General features: G+C 39.4%; 24 protein-coding genes and 2 pseudogenes. 21 read left to right on the forward strand and 5 right to left on the reverse strand.

Translation table 11 applies throughout. From position 1 onward, the window contains the following. Positions 1-98: 98 nt before the first annotated feature. The 3 genes from ACGTN9_RS17315 to ACGTN9_RS17325 form a co-directional block, all read right to left on the reverse strand. Positions 99-809, reverse strand: a complete 711-nt coding sequence (locus tag ACGTN9_RS17315; protein WP_499595103.1) for a cytochrome c biogenesis CcdA family protein — start codon at positions 807-809, stop codon at positions 99-101. Beyond that, entirely contained in the window at positions 802-1,356 is a 555-nt protein-coding gene (gene resA / locus ACGTN9_RS17320) for a thiol-disulfide oxidoreductase ResA (RefSeq protein ID WP_499595106.1), read from the reverse strand. The genes ACGTN9_RS17315 and resA overlap by 8 nt, the downstream gene beginning before the upstream one ends. A gap of 189 nt (positions 1,357-1,545) precedes the next feature. Further along, positions 1,546-2,991, reverse strand: a complete 1,446-nt coding sequence (locus ACGTN9_RS17325; RefSeq protein ID WP_499595109.1) for an MATE family efflux transporter — start codon at positions 2,989-2,991, stop codon at positions 1,546-1,548. A 141-nt stretch (positions 2,992-3,132) separates the two neighbouring features. Here ACGTN9_RS17325 and ACGTN9_RS17330 point away from each other — a divergent pair, with 141 nt between their 5' ends. Together ACGTN9_RS17330 and ACGTN9_RS17335 are read left to right on the forward strand one after the other, a co-directional pair. Next, on the forward strand, positions 3,133-4,257 hold the full coding sequence (locus ACGTN9_RS17330; RefSeq protein WP_499595112.1) for a cell wall-binding repeat-containing protein: 1,125 nt from the start codon (positions 3,133-3,135) through the stop codon (positions 4,255-4,257). A 354-nt stretch (positions 4,258-4,611) separates the two neighbouring features. After that, complete coding sequence (locus tag ACGTN9_RS17335) at positions 4,612-4,869, forward strand: hypothetical protein (RefSeq protein ID WP_499595115.1); 258 nt, start codon at positions 4,612-4,614, stop codon at positions 4,867-4,869. Between the two features lie 59 nt (positions 4,870-4,928). On the opposite strand, the gene spoIIP is transcribed toward ACGTN9_RS17335, so the two are convergent. After that, positions 4,929-6,092: a stage II sporulation protein P gene (gene spoIIP / locus ACGTN9_RS17340; RefSeq protein WP_499595118.1), complete on the reverse strand. Its 1,164-nt coding sequence runs from the start codon at positions 6,090-6,092 to the stop codon at positions 4,929-4,931. A gap of 344 nt (positions 6,093-6,436) precedes the next feature. Between spoIIP and ACGTN9_RS17345 the strand changes: the two genes are divergently transcribed. The 4 genes from ACGTN9_RS17345 to ACGTN9_RS17360 all read left to right on the forward strand — a co-directional run bounded on the left by ACGTN9_RS17345 (position 6,437) and on the right by ACGTN9_RS17360 (position 10,979). Continuing rightward, on the forward strand, positions 6,437-6,955 hold the full coding sequence (locus tag ACGTN9_RS17345; RefSeq protein WP_499595120.1) for a hypothetical protein: 519 nt from the start codon (positions 6,437-6,439) through the stop codon (positions 6,953-6,955). 751 nt (positions 6,956-7,706) lie between these two features. Next, a complete protein-coding gene (locus ACGTN9_RS17350) occupies positions 7,707-8,162 on the forward strand; it encodes a CopY/TcrY family copper transport repressor (protein WP_499595123.1) in 456 nt (151 codons plus the stop codon). Between the two features lie 24 nt (positions 8,163-8,186). After that, positions 8,187-10,643, forward strand: a complete 2,457-nt coding sequence (locus ACGTN9_RS17355; protein WP_499595126.1) for a heavy metal translocating P-type ATPase — start codon at positions 8,187-8,189, stop codon at positions 10,641-10,643. Between the two features lie 54 nt (positions 10,644-10,697). Continuing rightward, complete coding sequence (locus ACGTN9_RS17360) at positions 10,698-10,979, forward strand: glutaredoxin family protein (RefSeq protein ID WP_499595129.1); 282 nt, start codon at positions 10,698-10,700, stop codon at positions 10,977-10,979. 391 nt (positions 10,980-11,370) lie between these two features. Here ACGTN9_RS17360 and ACGTN9_RS17365 read toward each other — a convergent pair whose 3' ends face one another. Continuing rightward, positions 11,371-11,778 (reverse strand): helix-turn-helix domain-containing protein, encoded by a 408-nt coding sequence (locus tag ACGTN9_RS17365; protein ID WP_499595131.1) that lies wholly within the window; start codon positions 11,776-11,778, stop codon positions 11,371-11,373. Positions 11,779-11,929: 151 nt separating this feature from the next. Between ACGTN9_RS17365 and ACGTN9_RS17370 the strand changes: the two genes are divergently transcribed. The 15 genes and pseudogenes from ACGTN9_RS17370 (at position 11,930) to ACGTN9_RS17440 (ending at position 22,518) form a co-directional block, all read left to right on the forward strand. Continuing rightward, positions 11,930-12,175 (forward strand): helix-turn-helix transcriptional regulator, encoded by a 246-nt coding sequence (locus ACGTN9_RS17370; RefSeq protein ID WP_499595132.1) that lies wholly within the window; start codon positions 11,930-11,932, stop codon positions 12,173-12,175. Next, entirely contained in the window at positions 12,168-12,359 is a 192-nt protein-coding gene (locus ACGTN9_RS17375; protein WP_499595133.1) for a helix-turn-helix domain-containing protein, read from the forward strand. Before ACGTN9_RS17370 ends, ACGTN9_RS17375 begins: the two co-directional genes overlap by 8 nt. Before the next feature lie 64 nt (positions 12,360-12,423). Continuing rightward, positions 12,424-12,936, forward strand: coding sequence for a helix-turn-helix domain-containing protein (locus ACGTN9_RS17380; RefSeq protein ID WP_499595134.1), 513 nt, complete (start codon positions 12,424-12,426; stop codon positions 12,934-12,936). Positions 12,937-12,972: 36 nt separating this feature from the next. Next, entirely contained in the window at positions 12,973-13,992 is a 1,020-nt protein-coding gene (locus ACGTN9_RS17385; RefSeq protein WP_499595136.1) for a DnaD domain-containing protein, read from the forward strand. Between the two features lie 24 nt (positions 13,993-14,016). Further along, complete coding sequence (locus ACGTN9_RS17390) at positions 14,017-14,253, forward strand: hypothetical protein (protein WP_499595138.1); 237 nt, start codon at positions 14,017-14,019, stop codon at positions 14,251-14,253. A 428-nt stretch (positions 14,254-14,681) separates the two neighbouring features. Continuing rightward, on the forward strand, positions 14,682-15,119 hold the full coding sequence (locus ACGTN9_RS17395) for a hypothetical protein (RefSeq protein ID WP_499595140.1): 438 nt from the start codon (positions 14,682-14,684) through the stop codon (positions 15,117-15,119). A 64-nt stretch (positions 15,120-15,183) separates the two neighbouring features. Beyond that, positions 15,184-15,390 carry a hypothetical protein gene (locus tag ACGTN9_RS17400; RefSeq protein WP_499595142.1) on the forward strand — a complete coding sequence of 69 codons (207 nt, stop codon included), beginning with the start codon at positions 15,184-15,186 and terminating at the stop codon, positions 15,388-15,390. Continuing rightward, a complete protein-coding gene (locus tag ACGTN9_RS17405) occupies positions 15,391-15,654 on the forward strand; it encodes a hypothetical protein (protein WP_499595144.1) in 264 nt (87 codons plus the stop codon). A gap of 152 nt (positions 15,655-15,806) precedes the next feature. Then, complete coding sequence (locus ACGTN9_RS17410; RefSeq protein ID WP_499595147.1) at positions 15,807-16,775, forward strand: hypothetical protein; 969 nt, start codon at positions 15,807-15,809, stop codon at positions 16,773-16,775. A 12-nt stretch (positions 16,776-16,787) separates the two neighbouring features. Then, positions 16,788-18,966 (forward strand): annotated as a pseudogene (locus ACGTN9_RS17415) (VirD4-like conjugal transfer protein, CD1115 family); the annotation flags it as partial. 95 nt (positions 18,967-19,061) lie between these two features. Beyond that, positions 19,062-19,328: pseudogene (locus ACGTN9_RS17420) on the forward strand (VirD4-like conjugal transfer protein, CD1115 family); the annotation flags it as partial. A 24-nt stretch (positions 19,329-19,352) separates the two neighbouring features. After that, positions 19,353-21,245: a pLS20_p028 family conjugation system transmembrane protein gene (locus tag ACGTN9_RS17425; protein WP_499595149.1), complete on the forward strand. Its 1,893-nt coding sequence runs from the start codon at positions 19,353-19,355 to the stop codon at positions 21,243-21,245. A gap of 36 nt (positions 21,246-21,281) precedes the next feature. Continuing rightward, positions 21,282-21,590, forward strand: a complete 309-nt coding sequence (locus ACGTN9_RS17430) for a DUF5592 family protein (RefSeq protein ID WP_499595151.1) — start codon at positions 21,282-21,284, stop codon at positions 21,588-21,590. A 26-nt stretch (positions 21,591-21,616) separates the two neighbouring features. Beyond that, the gene (locus ACGTN9_RS17435; RefSeq protein ID WP_499595153.1) at positions 21,617-21,799 is read left to right on the forward strand and encodes a hypothetical protein; all 183 of its coding nucleotides are present in this window, start codon (positions 21,617-21,619) and stop codon (positions 21,797-21,799) included. Between the two features lie 59 nt (positions 21,800-21,858). Next, positions 21,859-22,518, forward strand: a complete 660-nt coding sequence (locus tag ACGTN9_RS17440) for a TraC-like domain-containing protein (protein WP_499595154.1) — start codon at positions 21,859-21,861, stop codon at positions 22,516-22,518. Positions 22,519-22,523 lie beyond the last annotated feature (5 nt).

The following is a 22,523-nucleotide window of genomic DNA, read 5'->3' on the forward strand; positions in this document are numbered from 1 at the left end:
TCCGCTGCACTTTTTTATACGAGTTGCAAGTGAAATTTATTTATTCCTAAAAAAGCCCAAAGGAAAGATTTCCTTTGAGCTAATTATTTCTCCATCATTTAAAAACCTGTCCATCCGCCAAAAAACTGATTCGTAATAAAAGAAGTAAGACGGGTCATCCAGCCGAATAACAGGAAAATCCCCATAAATATCATCGCATATCCGCCTATTTTAACAATTTTCCGATTATGCCGCTTGATCCACTTCATCCGGCCGATGAAAAAGGCCATCGTAAAGAATGGAATAGAAAACCCCAATACATAAGCGATCATATAAACTACCGCCTGATCAGGGGCAGATACTCCAAGCGCTATGACCGCTGCCAAAATCGGGCCAGTACAAGGCGTCCACCCGGCAGCAAACGCCATCCCCACTGCACTCGATCCAATATAACCCGGGGGACGATTTTTCAATGTCACCTTGTAATCCTTCATCAAGAAACCGGGCTTGAATACACCTATGGTGATAAGGCCTAATACAATAATTAATACGGCTCCAAGCTGGCGGATCAAGTCATCATAACGCATGAACCAATTCCCAATCCAGGAGGTGGAAAATCCAATGGCAATAAATATAATTGAAAATCCAAGTAAGAAAAATAATGTGTGCATCAACGGAGCTTTTTGCATCATAGCATTCTTTTGTTTGAATTCATCGACGGATATACCTGTAATATACGAGAGAAACGCCGGGTAGAGGGGCAGGCAGCACGGAGAGATGAATGATAAGAAACCTGCTCCGAATGCCAGGAAGATGTTGATATCAGCCATTCGAACCACCATTCCCATCATCTGGCTGGATACGCTTCATATACCCTCTGATTTCTTCTTCCGTCATGCCTGCGGTAATCCGGTCAACTACTTTTCCATTTTCATCAATCAGAAAAGTGACTGGGATAGGACTGATTCCGTAAGCATCCAATAATTGAGAACCCTTATCTAATAACACGGGGAAAGTCATTCCCTTTCGATCGACAAACGCTTGCACAGTAAGCTTCGGTTCCCCGACATCTACTGCCAGTACTTCCACACCTTTATCTTTGAATTTTTGATATTGGCTTTCTATGTAGGGCATTTCTTCTTCACATGGTTTGCAATAGGTGGCCCATACATTCAGAAATACCCCTTGCCCGCGATAATCACTAAGCTGAACAGTATCTCCAGACAAGGTTTCTAAACGGAAGTCAGGTGCCTGGTCGCCTGCATTAACGACATCAGCATCCTTCATGACGTTCTGATAAACAATGAATCCGATAATAAGAACAAATAGTCCCAAAATGGTTGACCGCATAATGAATCGTTTCTTATGTTTCTTCATTTATATCCCCTTTCTTATAGGCATGCTCTTCCAATTCGTTCCTAACTAATACAAACATGGTTATAATAACAGGAAAATATGCGGATTTTGTGCAGGACGTTAATTTATTTTCGTATCTATCAAGACCTGTTCTTATTAACTTAAAAAAACAAGACGGTTGAAGAACCGTCTTGTCAATAAAACGCTATATTAATAACTGTTGACGCATGATGGCAGGTCATCTTTGGTCGTTTGAGGATGACACTCAGATTCCGGATCTTCTTCCGGTTCATCCTTATGAGCGACCCATTTATCCCTGGAAAACTGGATGGCCAATACGATCGCCCGGAATGTGATATCCATTCCAATGGCAATCCAAACACCAAGCAATCCCCAGCCAAGTTTGATACCTAACAGGTAAACAAATAAAGTACGAACCGCCCACATGCCGACCCCTGTCAAATACATCGGGAATTTAGTATTATTCGCCCCTTGAAAGGCTCCAGTAAGGACGATGACAACCGCCAAGAACGGCTGGAAGACACCGGAAACTTTCAAGGCTGTGCCAATATTATTAACTACCGTATCATCCTCCGTAAAGAAGGAACCGGCCCACTCACCGAAAAAGAAAAGAATGGCTCCGAATAAGGACATGATTCCGAAAGCCAGAAAAACTCCTAACTTCGCATATAGCTTCGCTTCCTGATACTTTCCGGCTCCAATCTGTTGTCCGACTAGGATTGTTACAGCCGTGGCAAAACCAAACCCGAGCATATAAGAAAAGACTTCAATGTTTCCAGCGATTTGATGAGCTGCAAATACATTTGTTCCTAATGCTACCACTAATCCGAAGTAGACGATCTGGCCTGCACGCATAATCAACCTTTCACCCGCTGCAGGACTTCCAAGGACAAACAGCTCCTTTAAATGGTCTTTATCCAAATGCCAATAATCCTTCCGCACCCTCAGCAGATCTGACCTTTGAATATACCAGAATAGACCGATAGAACCTAAAATTCGGGAAGTGACTGTAGCAACCGCTGCCCCGGCAATTCCCCATTCCGGAAATATCCAAATACCAAATATAAGTAAATAATCGAGCCCTGCGTTAACCAGGTTCGCTACTATAGCCACATACATGGGTGCCTTCGTATTTCCCGCTCCTCGCAAAATTGCACTAAGGACAAACATAAATGACATAAAAATCGATGGGATGGCGACAATCCGGAAATATAGGGACCCGGACGCCAATACGTTTTCCTCTATACCCATCAGCTGCAAGAGAGGTTCAGCAAACAATAAAGTCACTACCCCTGTTAATAGGCCAAGGATTGCTGCGACCACAATCGACTGCTGGGCGATGTGCCTTGCTTTTTCTACCTTTTCTGCTCCGATAAAATTAGCAATATAAACGTTAGCTGCAACCCCCAGGGCCATGAATAAAGCGAAATAAATTGCCAGCACAGCATTGGTGACTCCTACCGCTGAAACCTCAGCCAATCCAATTTGGGATACGAAATACGTATCGACAAAACCCAGGATCGTTTGGAAGAAGTTTTCAACGACAGCTGGAAGTGCCAGTACCAGAATGATTTTTATTTTTTTCTTGTTGGTATCTGCTGCGTCGAGTCGCTGATTCTCTATATGGTTCGACATTCCAATCTTCTCCTTCCTCCCCGTCAATATCTATAACTAATCGTTCCCACAAAAAAGATATATAAACAAGCCTTAAGGTTTACCTGTTCTATAAGAGGTTATATATAATCTATAAACTTATCAATTTTAAGAGGTGATAAAATGATAAAACTAGACCATCAAAAAGAACAGTTCGCAGGGATACCAAAGAAAAATAATGAACGAGCAACGGACAACCTGAAATATTTAAGCACTAAGAACATTACCAGATTGGATGAAAGTGACCCAGTGGAATTAGCAGTCATGACCTCACAGTTGATATGGCCGGCAACACATGAAGAAAATCGCCCTGGGACCATTATTCTTTCTGCAGTTGACAGCTGGCAACTGACTTTGGCAAGTGCGGATTTAATCCATCATCCGAACAACGGTCCGATTCTATTAATCAATGACAATTCTATTCCTGAATCGACGATGAATGAAATCCAACGTCTGCAGCCGAAAGGCAACAGTGAAGGAACCCAGGTGAAAGTGATGGGGAATGTCTCAGAAAATGTATTGGATGCTCTCGAAGATTATTCTATCGATCAAATAAATGATGATAACCCGGCAAGCTTTGCAGCAGAAATTGATCGATTCTATGCCGAGGTTTCAGGAGAATTACCGGAAAGCATCATTATCGTTTCTTCTGACGATAAAGCGAAGGAATTTTCAATGATAGCTACGTATTGGATCGCCCACATGCCCGAACCTGTACTATATGTTACAGAAGACGAAATACCTGAATCTACAAAAAAAGCAATTATGAAGAGAAAAGAACCTAATATGTATATTTTAGGCCCTTCCTCAGTCGTTTCTGAAAAGGTAGAAAAGGAACTGAAGGAGTTAGGGAATGTGACAAGAATCGATGGAAAGAACGCAAGTGAAGCTTCCCTGGCATTTACCCAGTTCAAAGATGAAGAAAGCGGATTCGGCTGGGGAATCACTGATCCAGGCCATGGGTTAGCGTTTGTATCATCAGAAACGCCGAATTTCCCACTAGTCACTGCACCACTAGCGCACCTGGGCAAGCATGCACCATTACTGATTTTAGATAAAGGTGAAATGACAGAGAACATGGACAGATATCTCGCGAAAGTAAAACCTACTTTTGAAGAGAGCCCCATGGAAGGACCATATAATCATGGATTTATTGTGGGTATTCTTGATGATATTTCCTATGAAACCCAGGGAATTATTGATAATAAATTAGAAATAGAGCAGGAGGATGGCGGAGGTCATCATTAGTCAGTAACAAAGGGTTGACCCAGTAAGTCTTATGGAAGGCTTTGGGACAGCCCTTTTTGCTGATGGCATTTACATTAGAGGCAACGTATAAAAAGACAACCTGTTTTATTCCAATAAGATTAACAATAATGAAAAGCATACATATGATAGAATAAAGCTGCATTAGTGCAAAAAATACTGCAAGGTAGAAGATATGGTGCAACACAAAAGGAATTGCCTATAACTTGACTAATTAAATTACTAGCGAAAGCGGGAATTATCATTTGTATATCTACAAACTTTATCGAACAGGAAGCATATGAATACTATGAAAAAATACAAGAAAACTCCCTGTATGAATTGGTGAAAACAAATTTGACCGAAAGTAATTATGCCAGGGAAGCAGACGGTGGCCATGCACGAATAACTACAGTAACGTTAAAGGGCGAGGATGGTGCCTTTTATCAGGTCGCCCTTAATCCGAACGGTTTAAAATTTGCCAAGAAGGAGATTACCTACAAAGAATATAAAAAACTGCAAAATAAAGAAACACGGAACGCTTTTATAACTTTCGCTGGAACAGTATTCTTTTTAGTTGCTGTGATGGTTACAACAGCGCAGTACTTTACTTGATAAATAGTAAAAATAGAAGGGTATTATCGGGTATTATGAAAAAACACCCTCCTATTTTTTCAATTGGAGCTTGCATCGACTGGTTCCGCTTCTCCATAATAGTACTCGGAAAATACTTCAGCAAATGCTTCGATGGAATTATATAATTCGGTGAGGTTGTTATCAACTCCTCCAAACTCCATCAGCATCGCCCGCTCGGTTAAATCCTGATTGTAAACACCGTTGCCTTCCATCTTCGTTTTAATAAATACCCCGCGACTGATTCCTGGATAATGCCGTTCAAGTTCTGCATTGATTTCTGTTGCAATTGCAAGGTTTTTTTCAAAGTTCTCATTTTCTTTCCCTACGATAAAAAAGAGACGGGCATAATCAATACCGTTAATCGTCTGTGTCGTTATCTTTTTTGGTTGAGAGTCTCGATGAATATCAATCAAATACGTGATATGGTCCTCCTGGGAAATAGCCTCCTGTACAAGTTCCCGCGAGAAGTCATAAGAATGATTATAATTCCAACCTCTTTTTTTCAAGCCCTTTGTCACATCAGTGGTATCATGGTCCACCCCAACACCTCTCATTTCCAACTCTTTTTTCAGCTTACTGCCCACAGCAATCACGTTAGCATTTTTATTCGTGCTCGCTGCACCTTCGTTGGAGTCTCCTTGTAATAAGGGGTTGAATGCCTCCCAGCTATGTGAGTGATAAATAAGGACGGACTTGTTTTCAATCACCGGCGCTTCCCTGTTTTTCTCCTCTTTCTCTTCGTTAGCAGCGTCCAATTCTTCCTGGTTCACTTCTCGGCCGTCCAACTGTGTATCACTAGGCGGAGGAGATTCTATCGGTAGATTACTGATATTTGTTCCCTTGCCGGCAATCGCGATTTCCGTATGATAGTTTCCCAGACCCGGGATTTCCCTCCCCAACAAGGTACGGATATCCCCTAATTCCACATTGGTTGCTGTTTTCAATAAATTAAATTCACTAACTAGTTGATCGGGAGTGTGGGACCTTAACGGAGTGATTTCCTGCGCCATCAGAAAAAGAAATGACTCACTGGGAAAAGCTTTGGAAACCGATTGTACGATGGTTGAGGATAAGTATGCTTTCAGCCCATGGTTTGTGACCAAAACAGATAGAAGAAGACCAGTTATAAAAAATGATAATAACAACCATAATAAGATTTCCCCGCCCTCTCGGACATAATGACCAGTAATTTTGGACAGCATTTTTTCATCTCCCACCATAACCTTTAATAGTCTAGCTTATGCAAATCTATTAAAAGAAATTACTAAATGGTAGAGAGATTTTCCTGTATTCATAGAAGAATAAATAGTTTATATGCTCATATAAGGTTTCTAGGATCGATGGAAGAAATCATAGTGGCCAATAGAACTTATATGGTCCCGCCTCCACTTTTTATATGGAGGGGAAGGTTTACTTTATTTTCAGCAAGTTTTTAATCTTTTCTCTATAGTCCTAAGAACATGCGTTATTTCAAACAGTGAACTCTTTCTCAGTCATTATTCTATTTCAAAAGGAATAAACATGAAGGTAAGGAGGGATGACTTTTATGATTCTTAAAATGATAGACTTAAGTTTAATGGCTGAACACCTGCCTGTTCATAAAGCTGAAATGGATAAATTAGCCTCGTATATATGTAGCATTCAAAACACAGAGGTCAAACAAGTAGCGACAGAACAATACATGATCATGCAAAACCATGTGAAAGTGATGGTTGCTCTTATGAATCCGATTCAAAATGAAACCATCGAAGTCAATGACTTACATAAATGGGAGCCTGTTGAAATAAACTGTCAACAAAGCTCTATAGGCATAAGTCAGGAGAATATGCTTACAGAACTTGCAACTACTGCCGAAACGATGGCTAATAAAAATTTCAATTCAGGGCTAAGGATGAAAGCTGAAAATGTCCGTAACATTCATATTCATATGGCCCTACAGCAAATGATGATTCTCAATCGTTATCTTGCCTTAATGGATAAACTCATCAAAGACACAGCTCCAGAGAGTTCACGAATAGAGCAGGAAGAGACTTATCAGACATTTAAAAACATGTTTAACTTGTGACAAGTAAAACTTTTTTACTTCCATTTATCCAAGCTTACTTTATTACTAAAAGGGAGATATACATCCTTTAATTTAATAGGACAAAATTTGTGGGCTAGTGAATATATTGTCGCCAAATTGTCGCCGAGTTGTTGCCCAAATTGGTTAAAAAAACTACAAAACAATCCTATTTAACCCTAACTCAATCGGAGAAAGAACTGATAAAATAGGTTTTTATCTAAGTTCATCACAACCATTATTATTCAGTTGTCCACCTTGACAGGGGGGAGGTCGTTGGTTCGAGCCCAATCGGAATCACTAAGTTCTAAATGTCTCTGGCTGTTGATGCTGCAACGGTCAGGGGCTTTTTATTTTGCCCTCGGTTACTGGCAGGAGGGAGTGACTGATGCCGACCTTTTAATGCCCTGCCTCAATCATATACCTCCCTAACTCATGGACATACTGCCTTAACTCCAAAAAGTCCGACTAACCGGGTGAAGCTAGTATGATCTCCATAAAAGAAATGGAACAGGTTAAGAAAATAAAAAAGACGGCGGCTTTTTATAGACGAAACAAAATAATAGCACTGGCTAAGTGCCTGCCCTCCAACGAGTTCACACATTACTCGAGCGAGGGCAGGCACTTTTTTAATGGAAACAGACAAAAACTAGGGTTGAATATTTAAAAAGAGCATAAACTATTGACAAAAATCGATTACAGTTGTAAACTAAAGTCAATCGATTACATTTGTAAACAAAATGGAGGTATTCCAATGGCCATAGAAGAAAAGACAGAGATTACGGAATCGGAATGGGAAGTAATGCGTGTGGTATGGACGCTTGAAAAGGCTACAAGTAAAGATATCATTCAAGTTTTACAGGAAAAAAAAGATTGGAAGCCGGCGACTGCCAAAACATTTATTGGCCGGCTCGTGAAAAAAGGCATCCTGAATACGGAGCCGAAAGGTAATAAGTATATTTATTCGGCTGCCATCAGTGAAGAAGACAGTGTGAAAAGCGTTACAGATCGTCTCTTCGATCAAATATGCAGTAAAGGTGTAGGGAAAACAATTGCCGACATGATTGCAGAAGTTACATTAAGTCATAAAGATATCGAACTGCTGGAAACTGCTTTAGAAAAGAAGAAAGATGAGGCAGTCGACGAAGTGGCCTGTAATTGTGTGCCAGGTCAATGTAAGTGTAGAGAAAACCACAACATGAATTGCTAACAGGAAAAAAGGAGTGAAGACCGTATGGAAAAGACATTGACTATAGAAGGAATGACGTGTGCATCATGCGCACAATCCGTTGAGAAATCGACCGGCAAGCTGCAAGGTGTGAACGAAGCAAGCGTCAACCTGGCTACCGAAAAGTTGAAAGTGGATTATGATGAAAGCACGGTTTCTCTGGAAGAAATATATGGAGCCGTGGAACAAGCTGGATACAAAGCCTTGACAGATACGGAAACCAAGACGTTCAACGTCGAAGGGATGACGTGTGCATCATGCGTTCAATCGGTAGAAAAAGCGACGAGAAAGATCGAAGGCGTCATCGTATCCAACGTAAATATGGCAACGGAAAAAATGGTCATCCAGTACGATCCAGCTTTCGTATCTGTCAAAGATATTAAAGATGCAGTAGCTGATGTGGGCTATGAAGCGCATGAAGAGATTGACGCAACAAGCTCTGTGGATAAAGACCGAGAGAAAAAAGAGCAGCATATCAAAGACATGTGGAGTCGCTTTTGGCTGTCTGGATTATTTACCATCCCATTACTTCTGATTTCGATGGGGCATATGATCGGACTGCCATTGCCAGGGTTCCTGGACCCACAGGTGAATCCGGTCAACTTTGTCATCACACAGTTGATACTAACCACCCCGGTGATGATTTTAGGGAAAAGCTTCTTCACTGTAGGCTTCAAGACATTGTTCAAAGGTCACCCGAACATGGATTCTTTGATTGCATTAGGAACAAATGCGGCTTACTTGTATAGTTTGATCGCAACGATTTTCGTATTAATGGGAGATGCAAGCTATACGATGAATTTATATTACGAATCCGCAGCTGTCATTTTGACATTGATTACGTTAGGGAAGTATTTTGAAGAACTATCGAAAGGAAAAACTTCAGAGGCCATAAAAAAATTGATGGGCATGGCTCCAAAAACCGCGATCGTTGTGCGAGACGGAAAAGAAGTGGAAATCTCCGTAGATGAAGTGACAGAAGGCGATATCCTGATAGTTAAGCCTGGTGAAAAGATGCCGGTCGACGGTATTGTTGTCGAAGGAACGACATCCGTGGATGAGTCGATGCTGACTGGAGAAAGTATGCCGGTCGAGAAAGCTGCAGGCGACAATGTCATCGGAGCGAGCATCAATAAAAATGGAACCATCCAGTATAAAGCTACCAAAGTAGGCAAGGATACAGCCTTATCACAAATCATTAAATTAGTGGAAGAAGCTCAGGGATCTAAAGCACCGATTGCTAAAATGGCTGATATTATTTCTGGCTATTTCGTTCCGATTGTTATTGTTATATCAATCGTTTCGGGGTTAGCGTGGTACGTTGGCGGCCAGACTGGATTGTTCGCGTTTACCATCGCTATTTCCGTGTTAGTCATTGCCTGTCCTTGTGCGCTTGGTTTAGCAACTCCCACTGCAATTATGGTTGGTACCGGTAAAGGTGCGGAAAATGGTGTTTTAATCAAAAGTGGTGGAGCCCTGGAGACGACCCACGAAATCGAAACCATTGTATTTGATAAGACGGGTACAATCACAGAAGGCAAACTGAAAGTTACGGACATCATTCCCGCCAAGGAAGATATGTCAGAAGAAGAGTTATTGACCCTGGCGGGATCGGCTGAAAAAGGATCAGAACACCCGCTTGGTGAAGCAATCGTGCAGGGTGCAGAAGCAAGCAATCTTACTTTTAAAAAGGTCGAAAACTTCAATGCCATTCCTGGACATGGCATCAAAGTGACCATCGAAGACAGTAACGTCCTATTAGGAAACAGGAAGTTAATGATTGATAACCAAATAGCTTTGGATGACTTTGCTGTGAAGTCTGATCAACTGGCCAATCAAGGGAAAACACCAATGTTTGTTGCGATTGATGGACAGTTGGCAGGAATTATCGCGGTAGCAGACACCATCAAAGATACAAGTGTCAAAGCAATTGAAAAACTCCATGACATGGGTGTGGAAGTGGCTATGATTACTGGGGATAACAAACTTACAGCGGCCGCAATCGCCAAGCAAGTAGGAATCGACCGTGTCTTAAGTGAAGTGCTGCCGGAGGATAAAGCGGCTGAAGTGAAGAAACTGCAGGAAGAAGGAAAGAAAGTCGCAATGGTCGGAGATGGCATTAATGATGCGCCTGCACTGGCCCAGGCAGATATCGGGATTGCCATTGGCTCTGGGACCGATGTTGCGATGGAATCTGCGGATATTGTTCTGATGCGAAGTGACTTAATGGATGTGCCCACGGCCGTCAACTTGAGTAAGTCGACGATTAAAAATATTAGACAAAACCTTTTCTGGGCATTCGCTTATAACGTGTCAGGCATCCCAATTGCGATGGGAACCCTATACTTGTTTGGAGGACCATTGCTGAACCCGATGATTGCAGCAGCAGCGATGAGTTTCAGCTCCGTCTCCGTCCTGCTTAACGCATTACGTTTGAAAAAATTCAAACCTTCTACTGTTTGAGTTATAAGGTGAAAAGGAAATAGACAATAAGTAACAGAAGGAGTGTGAAAAGTAATGAAAAACAACTTGGAACTTGAGCTTTATACCCGCCCGACGTGCTCGGACTGTCAGGAAGCCAAAGAATATCTCGCTTCTAAGAGTATTGCGTACCAGCACAAAGATGTCGGGGAACACCCGAGTTTCGAAGAGGAAATGAGGCAAATATCAGGTAACAGGATTGTGCCTTTATTTGCCTTTTATAAAAAAGGGTTGTTCGGAAATAAAAAACTGGTAAAAAACTTCATCGGTTTTGAAAACAATAAAGCTGAAATACAAAGTTTGTTAAACAATAAATGAGCTGAATAGCCCCCTCTGAGTGACAGAGGGGGCATTGTTGTCTCATTTTCAATATTCACTGCCAGAGATTAAGTCGATTTAGTAAGCCAGGTGATTTGCGCTGAATCATTACATTCGTAGTGCATGATTGTTCAACTGGCGCGAATTAACGTGGCCGAACCAGTATCTTTTTAGGAGTAATCTTTCTGTTGGCAAAGATTTCTTTTTATTTGTTTCGTGGCAATAACCAAAGGACGTTTTAATGGTCTTCACTATTTTGTTTATTTTAATTGTTAGGTAAATAAGAAGGGCAGGAATATTGAAAAAAGCAGTTCAAATTCCTATATTGGTAATTAATGTGAAAAGAGATAACTTCCAACTCAAGGGAGTTATCTCTTTGTTTAAAAGTATGTTATTTATCTTTTTTATCAAGTTCCTTGGATTTTTGAACTAGATACTGAAAGTAACTTTCTAATTCACGTAGTTGCTCGGGTCCCATAGCTTTCCATTTCTCTATATCAAAAAAAGCCATATCATCTATTTCGTATTTTTCTAAGAGACTATTTATTTCATTTATTGAATCATGGCTTTTCTGCTTACTTGAGTATTTTATAGAAGGGGAGTCTGATTTCCCTAATAAATAATCGGTTGTAACTTCAAAGTAGTCTGACATTTTATCTAACGTTTTGAAGTCTGGTTCCCGTGTTCCACTTTCGTATTTTGCAATTGTAGAATATGACACACCAATGGTTTGTGCTAATTGTTCTCTGCTTACTTTTTGTTTTTCTCTTAAGCTTTTTAATCTATCACTAAAGGCCATATAAACCCCTCCGTCTATTTATATTTTATACTATTTGTCCAATTACTAAAACAAAATTGGACATAATGGATAATTAAGTGTTGACTTAGGACAAATCGTCCACTAAAATATAGTTAACAGGACATTTCGTCCAAAGTGGGGAGGTGTTAAAATGAGAGAAAAATTAAGGGAAGTCAGGTTACAACAAGGTTATACAGATGTAGAAAATCTAGCAACTATCGTTGGTATCTCTGCATCTTATTACTACAAGATTGAACAAGAAAAAAGGACACCAGGAATTAATCTAGCAAAAAAAATAGCTAATACCCTTAACCACACAGTAGATGAGCTTTTTTTTAATCATTACTTGGACGAATCGTCCAAGGGAAAAGTGAAGGAGGTTGTTAAGAGTGAATAGGCGGACAATGAACGTAATTGAAGTTGCTGACTATTTAGGTGTTTGTAAAGATACGATTTATACAATGGTTCGGACAGATGAAATTCCACATTTTCGACTTCGTCGTAGAATTTTCTTTTCTCAAGAGACAATAGATTCATGGATAAAAGAGCAAGAATCTAATTATCAAGATCAAGCAATTTGACTTTAGTTTAATACAAAATTTTAAAAAGTTAGGTACACAAATAGGGACAAAAAGGATTGAGTATATGAAGAAAAGCCGTGTTGCAAAAACTTTGCAGGATTCAAGAGCCCGAATAGGAAAATCACAAGAGCAACTTTCAATTGATACTTTTCAATCTAGAGAATCTGTAAGTAAGCAAGAAAATGGAAAACGTAGGGTACAGCCAGGCTTAACAAAACGATTCATCGATAATTATAATGATCCTTGGATTGCACTTGAAGCAGCAAATGAATACATTGGGTGGGGTGTAACCCAATTGGATGGTCCTGCTGCTGATAACAACCCAAGCAGTGTGAAATCAGTATTAGAAGAGGTTTTAAATGAAGCACTTGAGTCTGTTTTAAAAGTTAATTTTAATACAGAGTTGGCTCAATCGATGCAGCAAAAAGATATACGAACTTCTGCTAATAAGCTTGTGGATGTAGTTCATTGGTCAGTTGTATATTTAGCTATTATATGTGAAACGCAAAATATAAATTGGAGACAAATATGGGAAGATCATCACTCCGAGTTACAATCACAGGGATATTTAACCTAATGCTAATCATCTTTCCTTAAATAGGTGGTGGAAATAATGAATGGATGGCTAAAGCTTCATCGAAAAATTCTGCATAGTGAAATTTTTGAAAATGAAAAGTTGTTAAAGATATTTATTTATTGTCTTACAAAATCAAGTCATAAATATACCAATTCCAGAGTGGGTAGGCAAAAGGTAGAACTTGAACCTGGACAATTTATATTTGGCCGTAAAAAAGCTTCATCTGAATTAAATATGAAAGAATCTACGGTGCGTGATTACTTGAAAATTCTAGAGGAAGATGGAGTAATATCTATTCATTCCACCAACAAATATAGTGTAATAACCGTTGATAACTGGGCAATTTATCAATCGAATGATGAAGAATACGACAACAAAACCACAACAGATAAACATCATAACGACAACTCTCTGACATCAGCAGGACAGCAAAAAGACACATACAAGAATGAACAAGAACTTAAAGAAGTTAAGAATGTAAAAGAATTTATTACTACAACTACTTCTGAACCGGTTGGTGAGGCCATTCAATTTTATCAAAATAACTTCGGTGTAACTCCACCTAAGATTTCTGAAGAAATAGTGATCTGGGGCAAAGAACTTGGTGATCCATTGGTAATGGAAGCTATGAAACGCGCTCTGTACCGTAATAAAGCTTCATGGGGATACGTAAAGAGCATTCTTAGATCCTGGCTTAAGAAAGGTATACGAACAATAGAACAAGCAGAAGCCGAAGAAATTGCACATAAAAATAAAACGCGATATAGAGAACAATCATCTAAAGGTTCGACTAAACAAGAAGTTTTGCCTGATTGGTTTAAAGAACGGGATGAGCACGAAGGACGCCAAAAGAAAAAACAACCAAGCTTTGAAGATACAGCAAGAACTATTGAGTTAGGAATTAAGCTAAATAAGTCTAGTAAAGAGATCATTGAAACAATTAATGGTAGATATAACCTTTCTGAAAACGACATTGAATCCATTCGACAAAATGAATACTCTGCTAAAGATGTATTATTAGAAAAAACGAATTTGAGGGTAGTGGTAGATACATGAAATTAATTAAAGGGAGGAAGTTATATGAAGACATCCCGTACACACCGTATCGCCTATTATGATATTGCTTCACAAGCAGATAATATAAAAACTTTTGAAGGAAAAGTATATGATGTTCATGGCATTTGGGCGATAGATAAAAATGGCGCTACTGAAAAGCTATCCAGTATCTATTATCGAATTCGTACCGTGAAAAATGAAGATTTCAAGACAATTGCTAAACGGAAAAACCCTATGAGTGAATTGAAACCAGTAAGATAAAATATAACGATTTTAATACGTGCTTGAACAGCACCTATTGAACATTGAAAATTACATATCTATGTTAGGAAAAGAAAGGTCACAGAACTTTCCTAATAGTCGATGAGCGTTCGGTGCGTGTGACGTGAAACGCACCAAGTGACCGGTAAAGCGTTGTATCAATAATGGTTTTTCTATTTATTGTGAGGCTATTGTCGATGAAACTTTGAATAGCATGACCTAGATACATAAAGTTCTTCGTATATGCTAGAAACGTTGTGCATTGCAGAACGCTATAAAGTCTCTGCATAGGGTTGATTGTATCTAGCCATAAACAATCTATTATAAAACAATTGAATGAATCTCTTATATTTCTTTCCACAATGTGGATTTATGTTTAAGTAGGTGTTAGAATCGTTATACAAATCACTCTAGAAGGGAAGGATCTGATGAAAAGACATTGGATCGGTGGTTTGGCTGGATTAATATTGGCCATAGGTCTTGTAGGCTGCGGAGCTCAGGGAGCCACTGGTCAAGTCGAGTCTTTATCACCAGAAGAAATGAAAACTTTTATTGAGAATAACGATTCAGCTTATATCTTGATTAATAGTACTGAAAATGAAGAAGAACGAAAGGCTAGTATTAACTTGGTAGAAAAAAATATTAAAAATATTAAAGTGAAAGAAATTAATGCTCAATCACCCGAGATGCTTGAGAACAATTTGGAATTAAAGGACTTGGGGTTAAAAGATATTCAATTTGGAACATTGGGCGTTTATAAAAATGGAACTTTAACAGAATACGTTTCCTTAAGAAGTGTTGACCATTCTTCAGAAGATGAAAAAGAGAAAGCATTGCAAGAATTTATAGAGGAAACAGCTTCCTAAGAAAAGTGATCTTAAAAAAGATCGCTTTTTTTTATGTTTAAAATCATTGAAGGAGGTGATCCAAATGGGAGCTACGAATCGTGAAATCAAACAATCCAAAGATTTAGTCCAAACGCTTTTAACTATTCAAGATCTTTCTTACAATGATTGGTTACATGGCAAACATCAAGAATATATTCAAGAGAATCAAGATGTAGTCATGAAATCATTGCTGCATTACAAAGGGATGAGTGAAGAGAAGGAAGATAAAACTTTTAAGAGGAGTGAGTAAATGATGAAACTAACCGATTTTGTTTTACTGTCTGCTATAAGTAATCTCCAATCAACAGGTGCTTCTATTCTTACGGCAATGCAATTACTAGGTATTATTTCCGCATCGATTGCTTTCGGAATAGGAGCTTATCACCTCATATGGGGAGGTGTTCGAGGCCGCCAAAGTTCTATAGTATGGTTTATTGGCGGAGCCGTGGGGCTGGTAGTACTGATGGGGGCTACCGCCATTGCTGAATATATTGACAGCCAGGTAGTTTTTTAGGGGGCGTATAAATGAATGTACTGTTCACGTCAAAAATCGATGGAGAAATCATAAGTTTCCATCCTTATTCCTTCCAAGACATTGTAGAAAAGACAGAGGAACTAGATACAAAATGGAAAAAGAAAAATGCAGAGCCGGTGCCTCTAGACTTCATGATTTTTAATGAGGAAGGCGATAAGTTGTATAATGGCACGTACGTTGTAGGGTCCAAAGAAACCACAAATATCTATGATCATATATGCCAGAAGCTCTTACAAACTCCAATTAAAGATCAACAACAAGAAACAGAAAGAGATAGGTTTTTACAAAAATTAACCTCTCATACCCCGGCTTCTTATCAGGTTGATATAACAAAACAATTGAAACAGAAAAGAGAAAGATCTGCAGGATGGAAAAAATTAAGCAAGCGCGGTAAAACTTTTCTCATTTCGGTTATTGGCTTACTTGGGGTTGCTTTAGCTTCATCCATTACCCTAGCAATGATAGCAGCGAGTCAGGCGCAGGCATTAAATACAATGAAAGGAGAATTGGCAAATGCGAAAACCATGAAACAAGCATACCAAACAGCATTGAATGGTGACATCGAAGAGGCAGTGGATCGTATAAAGAGAAAAGAAAATCTTAACGCATCTGAGCAAGATGCATTGATTCATCTCTTTGTAACGAATAAAAATTATGAAGAAGCTTTAAAACGTGTCGGGGAAGATAATGTTTCTCTACTAGCTAGGCAAGTTATGCAAATACACGGAATGGAAGAACTTAAAAGCTTTCAAAACTCTTACCCGAGTGCCGTAGGCGAGTTTGAAATAGCATACCATTCCGGGAATTATGACGAGGTTATTGCTGTAAAAGATGTTCCGATGTCCGCAGAACGTTATAAAGAAAAAGGACTTTCTTATTTGAAACTCGACCAGGTAGAAGAGGCGAAAAAAATGGCTTCCGAAGCTAAAAGTGATGAATTGAATGAAAAAATTAATCACTATGAAAAGCTTAAGGATCAGTTGAACACCCTTCAAGAGGAAATCGAAAAGGAGAAACAGTCTAAAGACAAAAACCAAGATAAGATTGACTCGTTAAAGAAACAAGAAAATGACATCAAAAATCAAATAGACAATATATAGGAGGTGATGGATTTGAAGTCGATCATCACTAAGAAGCAGGTGCTTATTCCCTTAAGCATCTGTTTTTTTATAGTGACAATGACTATGGCCACATTTATTTGGAATTTAGGTCTTGCTATGTGGGTGACAATTCAAACTTTTCCAGAGTTTAGCCAACCACTTGTTGTAAAAGCATCATACTTTACGGATTTCCATCTTAAAGAACAACCATATTATTATGGGCTAGTAGCTTTGACTGGCTTTCTAGGTATAGCCCACATGATTTATAAACTAAGAAGCAACTTTAAACCCGTTGGGACTGACGAAAAAGGATCCCAGCGTTTTGCTACACGGAAAGAAATTCATCAACAATATAAGGCCATTCCTGATCGGGAGCAAAAATACCCTGGTCGGGGCGGCCCTGTATTAGCACGAAAGGGAGAGAAAGCCTATATTGATCCCTCCCCAGTAAATAATTTAATCATAGGGACAACACGAAGTGGGAAAGGACAAACCTATGTGATTCCTACAATTGATGCCTACTCCCGTGCAGAGAAGCAGCCCTCTTTAATCATCAATGATCCCAAGGGGGAGCTGTTTGCCTCAAGTCGTGAAACCCTTGAAGAAAGAGGTTATGAGGTAGAAGTGCTGAATTTAATGAATCCGATGCAAAGCATGAGCTTTAACTTGTTAGAACTAGTTAAACAAGCCTATCAAGATGGCGATTACTCCACAGCCCAAACATTATGCGAAACAATTACACACATGCTCTATCATAACCCGCAAGCAAAGGAGCCGATGTGGGATGATTCAGCCAAATCCCTAGTAAATGCTATGATTCTGGCGATTACGGAGAAAAGCATTAAAGAAGGAACGGAAGAAAGGATTACAATGTATACGGTCGCGAATATGTTATCTGAACTGGGAACAAAAAATGAAATGGATGAAAACGGCCAAGAATACAATACGTTGGATCAGTATTTTCAGGCATTGCCTCAATCACATGTAGCTAAAGAACAGTATGCAACGAGTAACTTCTCCAAAGGGAACACCAGGTCAAGCATTTTTACAACTGCTATGAATGGATTGACGAAATTTACCATGAGTGAAACGGCTAAAATGACGGCGAAGAATTCTTTAGACCTGAAGAAAGTAGGTTTTGGTCAATCTATCAAAGGTCGGGGCGTTCCTTTTTCTAAAATCTATGTCACACTCCCAAATGGAATAACAGAGACGAATCAATCAGGGGAAAGTGGCACTTGGACGATTAATTTCTCGTCTTCGCTGAAGGAAGGGGATCGGCTTACAATTACACAGGATAAAGATCCATTATCTGCAAAACAAAGACGATTGAAAGCTAATAATCTAGATAAGGTTCATACTGAATGGCAAAAGAGCAAACTGAATCTTGAGGTGAAAGAAATTGATAAGGAATCGGGAGAGGTTCAATTTTTCTCTACTTCTGATCACGAGTTGTTAGTCGAACAGATCACTTCTTTTACGAAACCGATAGCTGTCTTTATGGTCACACCCGATTATGATACATCGACTCATGCGATCCCATCTATTTTTGTAAGTCAGTTGTATTATGTACTATCCAAAAATGCAGCTATAGCAAAAGGACAGAAATGCTTGCGAGAAGTGGTCTTCATGCTGGATGAGTTTGGGAATATGCCAGCCATTGCCGATATGGATAATAAGATTACGGTTTGTTTAGGAAGGAATATTCGTTTTCACTTAGTCGTTCAGTCTTATGCCCAATTAAAGGATCTTTACGGAGAAGAAGGGCAAGCAACTATTCGTGGAAATTGCGGAAATGAAATTTATATCCTGAGTGCCGATTATGATTCAGCCTCTTATTTTTCTTCTAAGTTAGGCAAGAAAACTTTGAATACACAAACACGCTCAGGCTCCACTTTTTCTTTAGATAAGTCTAAGACAGAAAGTACAGAGGGACGCGAGTTGCTTACGGCTAATGAACTGCAAGAATTGGAGGAAGGGGATACGGTGGTCCGGCGTGTTTTAATGAGGCGAGACAGGAAAGGTAGAAAAATTAGAGCATTCCCCATCTACAATACAGGAAAGTACAGTATGAAGTATGCGCACACATATTTGAGTCAAGATTTTGATACGAGTCGGTCCATTACGGAAGAGGAAATAGACACTCCCCATCGCCACATTCGTCCAAAGGATTTGGTCATTGATTTTTATTATCAATCGCAGCCAATCTCAAAGACGGATTATGAAGTAGACAAGTCTTCAAATGAGCCTGAAGGAAGTTCATTTGAAGATAATCATTTAAATGCAGAACCATGGAAAAAGCAAAGAGTGGGAGAATTTTTTGATAAAAGTACTCTTCACATGATTCATCATCAAATTGCTTCACTTTTGGATCACAGTGAAGAGGAGATGAACAAAGAGCCTATGGAGGTATTTCTCTACCATCTTAGACTTTTAGGGGAAGGACAGGAAATTAATCGTCAAGTGTATGACCATATACGAAAACAGGTGGATAGACTGAAAGAACAACAAAGGGAGATGCTTAATGAAGAAAAGAAAGTGACAATGGTGTGAGTGTACTGAAAAGGCGGTGAAATGATGTCCGATACAGAGCTATTAGAGAAACTGTTAGAGTTCTCTGATGTCCTTTCTACGACCAACATTTTCGTATCCGGCCTACGGATCATCGGATGGGGGATTGTTTTATTTTTGAAAATGATTGTTGATCGTTTAGAAGGCATGGTGAATAACGTATTGTCGCTTACCGGTTTCTTTATGAGTGAGCCGGTGCAAGGTTTCCTAGAAACCATCCAACCAGTTCTATATATATTGTTAGCCCTTTCATTGGCGATGATTGGTTTTCGATTGATTTTTAATAAGGAGAAGAACAGGTCCGAAATTCCTATGAATCTTTTTATTTCGATCATGACCATTTCTCTTTTAACTTTTGGAATGGGACAAGTGAATGAATTTACAGGAGATGCGGTGGATGTGGCCCAGGTCGATACCAATTCCTTTACCACATCTGATCAAGTGATGAGTGATAATCTAACAGATATTGTAGTGTACGATGAGACAGGATGGGAAAGTCCGGAGGTTAATAATCAACATCATATAACACCTAACAATATAGAAAAGATTTCTATTAATGAAACAGTAACTAGAGAATTTGAGAAAGCAAACGGTGATCAATTATCCGAACAAGGAAAAAGAATTATCATGAATAAAGTGGGGATAGAATCGAATGGAGAAGAAGGGTTGGTTGAGTTAGGCAAGAATGGCTTGTTTGATTTTTTGCCGGAAAACTACTATCGATGGCATATCGATTGGCTTACGGCTATAGTAACGCTAGGAGTTATGGCGTTTACGATGATCTTGATATCAATTAAGGTGGCCAAGCTCTGTTTTGAGCTTGGCTTTAACCATATTGTGGCGCTTATTATGGCCTATGCAGATATTTCTACTGGTCAAAGGCTAAAAGCCATTATTAAAAACATTGGCAGCATTTTTGCTTCCCTCATTATGATTTTCTTAAGTTTACGGGTGTACATGTATTACACCACCTTCATTGGTGATAATCTAGAGGGCATGGGGTATTTAGTTGCTTTAGTTGCTGGAAGTTTGGCCGTCATTGATGGGCCGAATATCGTGCAGAAGCTTTTTGGTATTGATGCTGGTCTGAAGAATGCCTGGCATGTTGCAATGGGAGGTTATTTAGCCTCTAAAACGCTAGGTCCTCCCATTAGAAAAGCAACTGGTGCTGTTGCTAGTGGAGGAACCAGTGCAATCATGAATACTGGAGCAGGAGCAGCAGGTGCCGTTGCGGGAATGACCGGTGGTAAAACTAGTGGAGAAGCACAAAGGTCCGAATCAAACAGCCAGAACCCTAATACAAAAGGCGATGTAAAACAAAGGGGGAGGCAGCAACAGAAACAAGAACCAAGCCCTATGGATTCTACTCAAGGGCTCCATCACACATCAAGTAAAGCTAAGCAAGGTGGGAATTTAACTGGTGGGCCTGGACAACAGGACGGGTCAACTTCCTCCATTTTGTCTAAAACTTCTAAAGTGTTTAATCCTGATGATAGTGAAGTAGAAAATAAGCAGTCTCTATCCAATTCTGACTCTGACTATCGATTAAATAATGATTGGGCCAAAGGGAAGCAACAAATTGATTCTTCTAGGAAGTATAGGAAAAGTCCAAGCCGTGAAGAAACTTCTTCCCATCAAAAAGGACTGGACAGCCCTAGTGAATCGAATAATCATGAAGCTTCTTCTTCTCCCCATAAGGCTCCAACAAGTACGGACGATATACTGATGCCTAATCAACATCGAACGGAGCAACGGACCATTAGTCAATATGCAAGAGATCAAGCTAAGGAACATATCCAAAATAATGCCAAGGTACAGGGGGCAAAACGAACGTATGACTTATCACGCAATACAACAGAAAACTGGAAAAACAAAATCAAGAAACGCGGACAAGGATGATAACTTTGTTCGCGTTTTTAATTTGAAAAAGGAGAGATGGTTTTGCATTACAAAATTCCCTCTGAAATCGGAAGTGAGTTAAAAATCAATCGGTTATTTTACCTTACCGATTTACTGGTGGTCTTAATTTTAGGAGGTTTCGGCTTTACGTTTCGTTATGTTGTTCATCCCTCATTCATTTGGTACTACGCATTTTTCTGGGGCTTGTTGATGATTGCTTGGTTGAAAAGGCCTAAAACGAACCCTAAGCTGCGTATGGTAAAGGTGCTGCTCTTAGCTCTTACTAGGGATCGTGTAACCTATTGTGCCATAGACAACCCAGATAATGAAGGTTCTTATGAATGACTACCAGTTAGGAGGTGGCGATATGTGTGTTGATGATGCAAGTGGCATCGATGAAACGTGCGATTTTCCAGCAATGTAGAGATTTCTTGAAAAGCAACTGGAGAGAGTTATCTACCTTGGAAGAACATAAGGTTCAATGGCTGTCGGAATGGGAGTATGAAACGGTCTATGTGCTTTTCAATCTGATTAAAGAGATAGCTTATAAGTGACTTGAATAAAGGACTTAGGTTTTATTTGAGAAGAGAGCACTTTTAGAGGAGGAATATAAATGGGATTTCGAAAAAAAGGGGATCATTTATTCACAGAAGAGGGCGCAGAACAATTTGCGCTTTTTGATGAACGAAGAACGGAAAAGCGAAAGGGAATCCGACATAAATCTGAAGCTCGAAAGAAAAGGAGAGAGATGGCTAAAGCATCTATAGCAGATATTATTCCTATTCGAGATATGACAGAGGAAGGATCTTTTGAACTGCAAGATAACCAAGGCTATATGGACGTCATGCAGCTGCAAAGCAAGGATATTTATTCTCCATCTACGCAAGAAACGGAATTTGACATTATGATGATGGCTAAGTTTTTTCAGTCCTATGCTCACGATATTAAAATCATGTCCATGAATTTCCCAGTGAATATGAAGAAACAGCTGGACGCAATCAATTATAAAATCGCACAAAACAAAGATCCGTTATATGAACAATTTTTACTCAAAAAACGTGAGGAATTGCAGTTTTTAGAAACTCATCGTACCAATAGGGAGTTTTATTTATATATTTACGCTGCAAGCCTCAAACAGCTATTCGAATACCGTCAAAACTGCCGACGTTATTTAAGTAGAGTGGCTCCACTTATTGAGTTAAGTGATGAAAAAAAACTAGATTTAATCTATAAACTTCACAATCAGAATTCAAAATTAGAGAAGAGGGGGTAAGCCAT

Source organism: Halobacillus sp. B23F22_5, assembly GCF_043497085.1.
Taxonomy (GTDB): Bacteria; Bacillota; Bacilli; order Bacillales; family Halobacillaceae; genus Thalassobacillus.

What these genes read in the sequence shown, in the direction of transcription:
- ACGTN9_RS17315 (WP_499595103.1), bottom strand. Translation starts at nt 809, where the DNA reads ATGGCTGATATCAACATCTTCCTGGCATTCGGAGCAGGTTTCTTATCA.
- resA (WP_499595106.1), bottom strand. Translation starts at nt 1,356, where the DNA reads ATGAAGAAACATAAGAAACGATTCATTATGCGGTCAACCATTTTGGGA.
- ACGTN9_RS17325 (WP_499595109.1), bottom strand. Translation starts at nt 2,991, where the DNA reads ATGTCGAACCATATAGAGAATCAGCGACTCGACGCAGCAGATACCAAC.
- ACGTN9_RS17330 (WP_499595112.1), top strand. Translation starts at nt 3,133, where the DNA reads ATGATAAAACTAGACCATCAAAAAGAACAGTTCGCAGGGATACCAAAG.
- spoIIP (WP_499595118.1), bottom strand. Translation starts at nt 6,092, where the DNA reads ATGCTGTCCAAAATTACTGGTCATTATGTCCGAGAGGGCGGGGAAATC.
- ACGTN9_RS17345 (WP_499595120.1), top strand. Translation starts at nt 6,437, where the DNA reads ATGATTCTTAAAATGATAGACTTAAGTTTAATGGCTGAACACCTGCCT.
- ACGTN9_RS17350 (WP_499595123.1), top strand. Translation starts at nt 7,707, where the DNA reads ATGGCCATAGAAGAAAAGACAGAGATTACGGAATCGGAATGGGAAGTA.
- ACGTN9_RS17355 (WP_499595126.1), top strand. Translation starts at nt 8,187, where the DNA reads ATGGAAAAGACATTGACTATAGAAGGAATGACGTGTGCATCATGCGCA.
- ACGTN9_RS17360 (WP_499595129.1), top strand. Translation starts at nt 10,698, where the DNA reads ATGAAAAACAACTTGGAACTTGAGCTTTATACCCGCCCGACGTGCTCG.
- ACGTN9_RS17365 (WP_499595131.1), bottom strand. Translation starts at nt 11,778, where the DNA reads ATGGCCTTTAGTGATAGATTAAAAAGCTTAAGAGAAAAACAAAAAGTA.
- ACGTN9_RS17370 (WP_499595132.1), top strand. Translation starts at nt 11,930, where the DNA reads ATGAGAGAAAAATTAAGGGAAGTCAGGTTACAACAAGGTTATACAGAT.
- ACGTN9_RS17380 (WP_499595134.1), top strand. Translation starts at nt 12,424, where the DNA reads ATGAAGAAAAGCCGTGTTGCAAAAACTTTGCAGGATTCAAGAGCCCGA.
- ACGTN9_RS17385 (WP_499595136.1), top strand. Translation starts at nt 12,973, where the DNA reads ATGAATGGATGGCTAAAGCTTCATCGAAAAATTCTGCATAGTGAAATT.
- ACGTN9_RS17390 (WP_499595138.1), top strand. Translation starts at nt 14,017, where the DNA reads ATGAAGACATCCCGTACACACCGTATCGCCTATTATGATATTGCTTCA.
- ACGTN9_RS17395 (WP_499595140.1), top strand. Translation starts at nt 14,682, where the DNA reads ATGAAAAGACATTGGATCGGTGGTTTGGCTGGATTAATATTGGCCATA.
- ACGTN9_RS17400 (WP_499595142.1), top strand. Translation starts at nt 15,184, where the DNA reads ATGGGAGCTACGAATCGTGAAATCAAACAATCCAAAGATTTAGTCCAA.
- ACGTN9_RS17405 (WP_499595144.1), top strand. Translation starts at nt 15,391, where the DNA reads ATGATGAAACTAACCGATTTTGTTTTACTGTCTGCTATAAGTAATCTC.
- ACGTN9_RS17410 (WP_499595147.1), top strand. Translation starts at nt 15,807, where the DNA reads ATGATTTTTAATGAGGAAGGCGATAAGTTGTATAATGGCACGTACGTT.
- ACGTN9_RS17425 (WP_499595149.1), top strand. Translation starts at nt 19,353, where the DNA reads ATGTCCGATACAGAGCTATTAGAGAAACTGTTAGAGTTCTCTGATGTC.
- ACGTN9_RS17430 (WP_499595151.1), top strand. Translation starts at nt 21,282, where the DNA reads ATGGTTTTGCATTACAAAATTCCCTCTGAAATCGGAAGTGAGTTAAAA.
- ACGTN9_RS17440 (WP_499595154.1), top strand. Translation starts at nt 21,859, where the DNA reads ATGGGATTTCGAAAAAAAGGGGATCATTTATTCACAGAAGAGGGCGCA.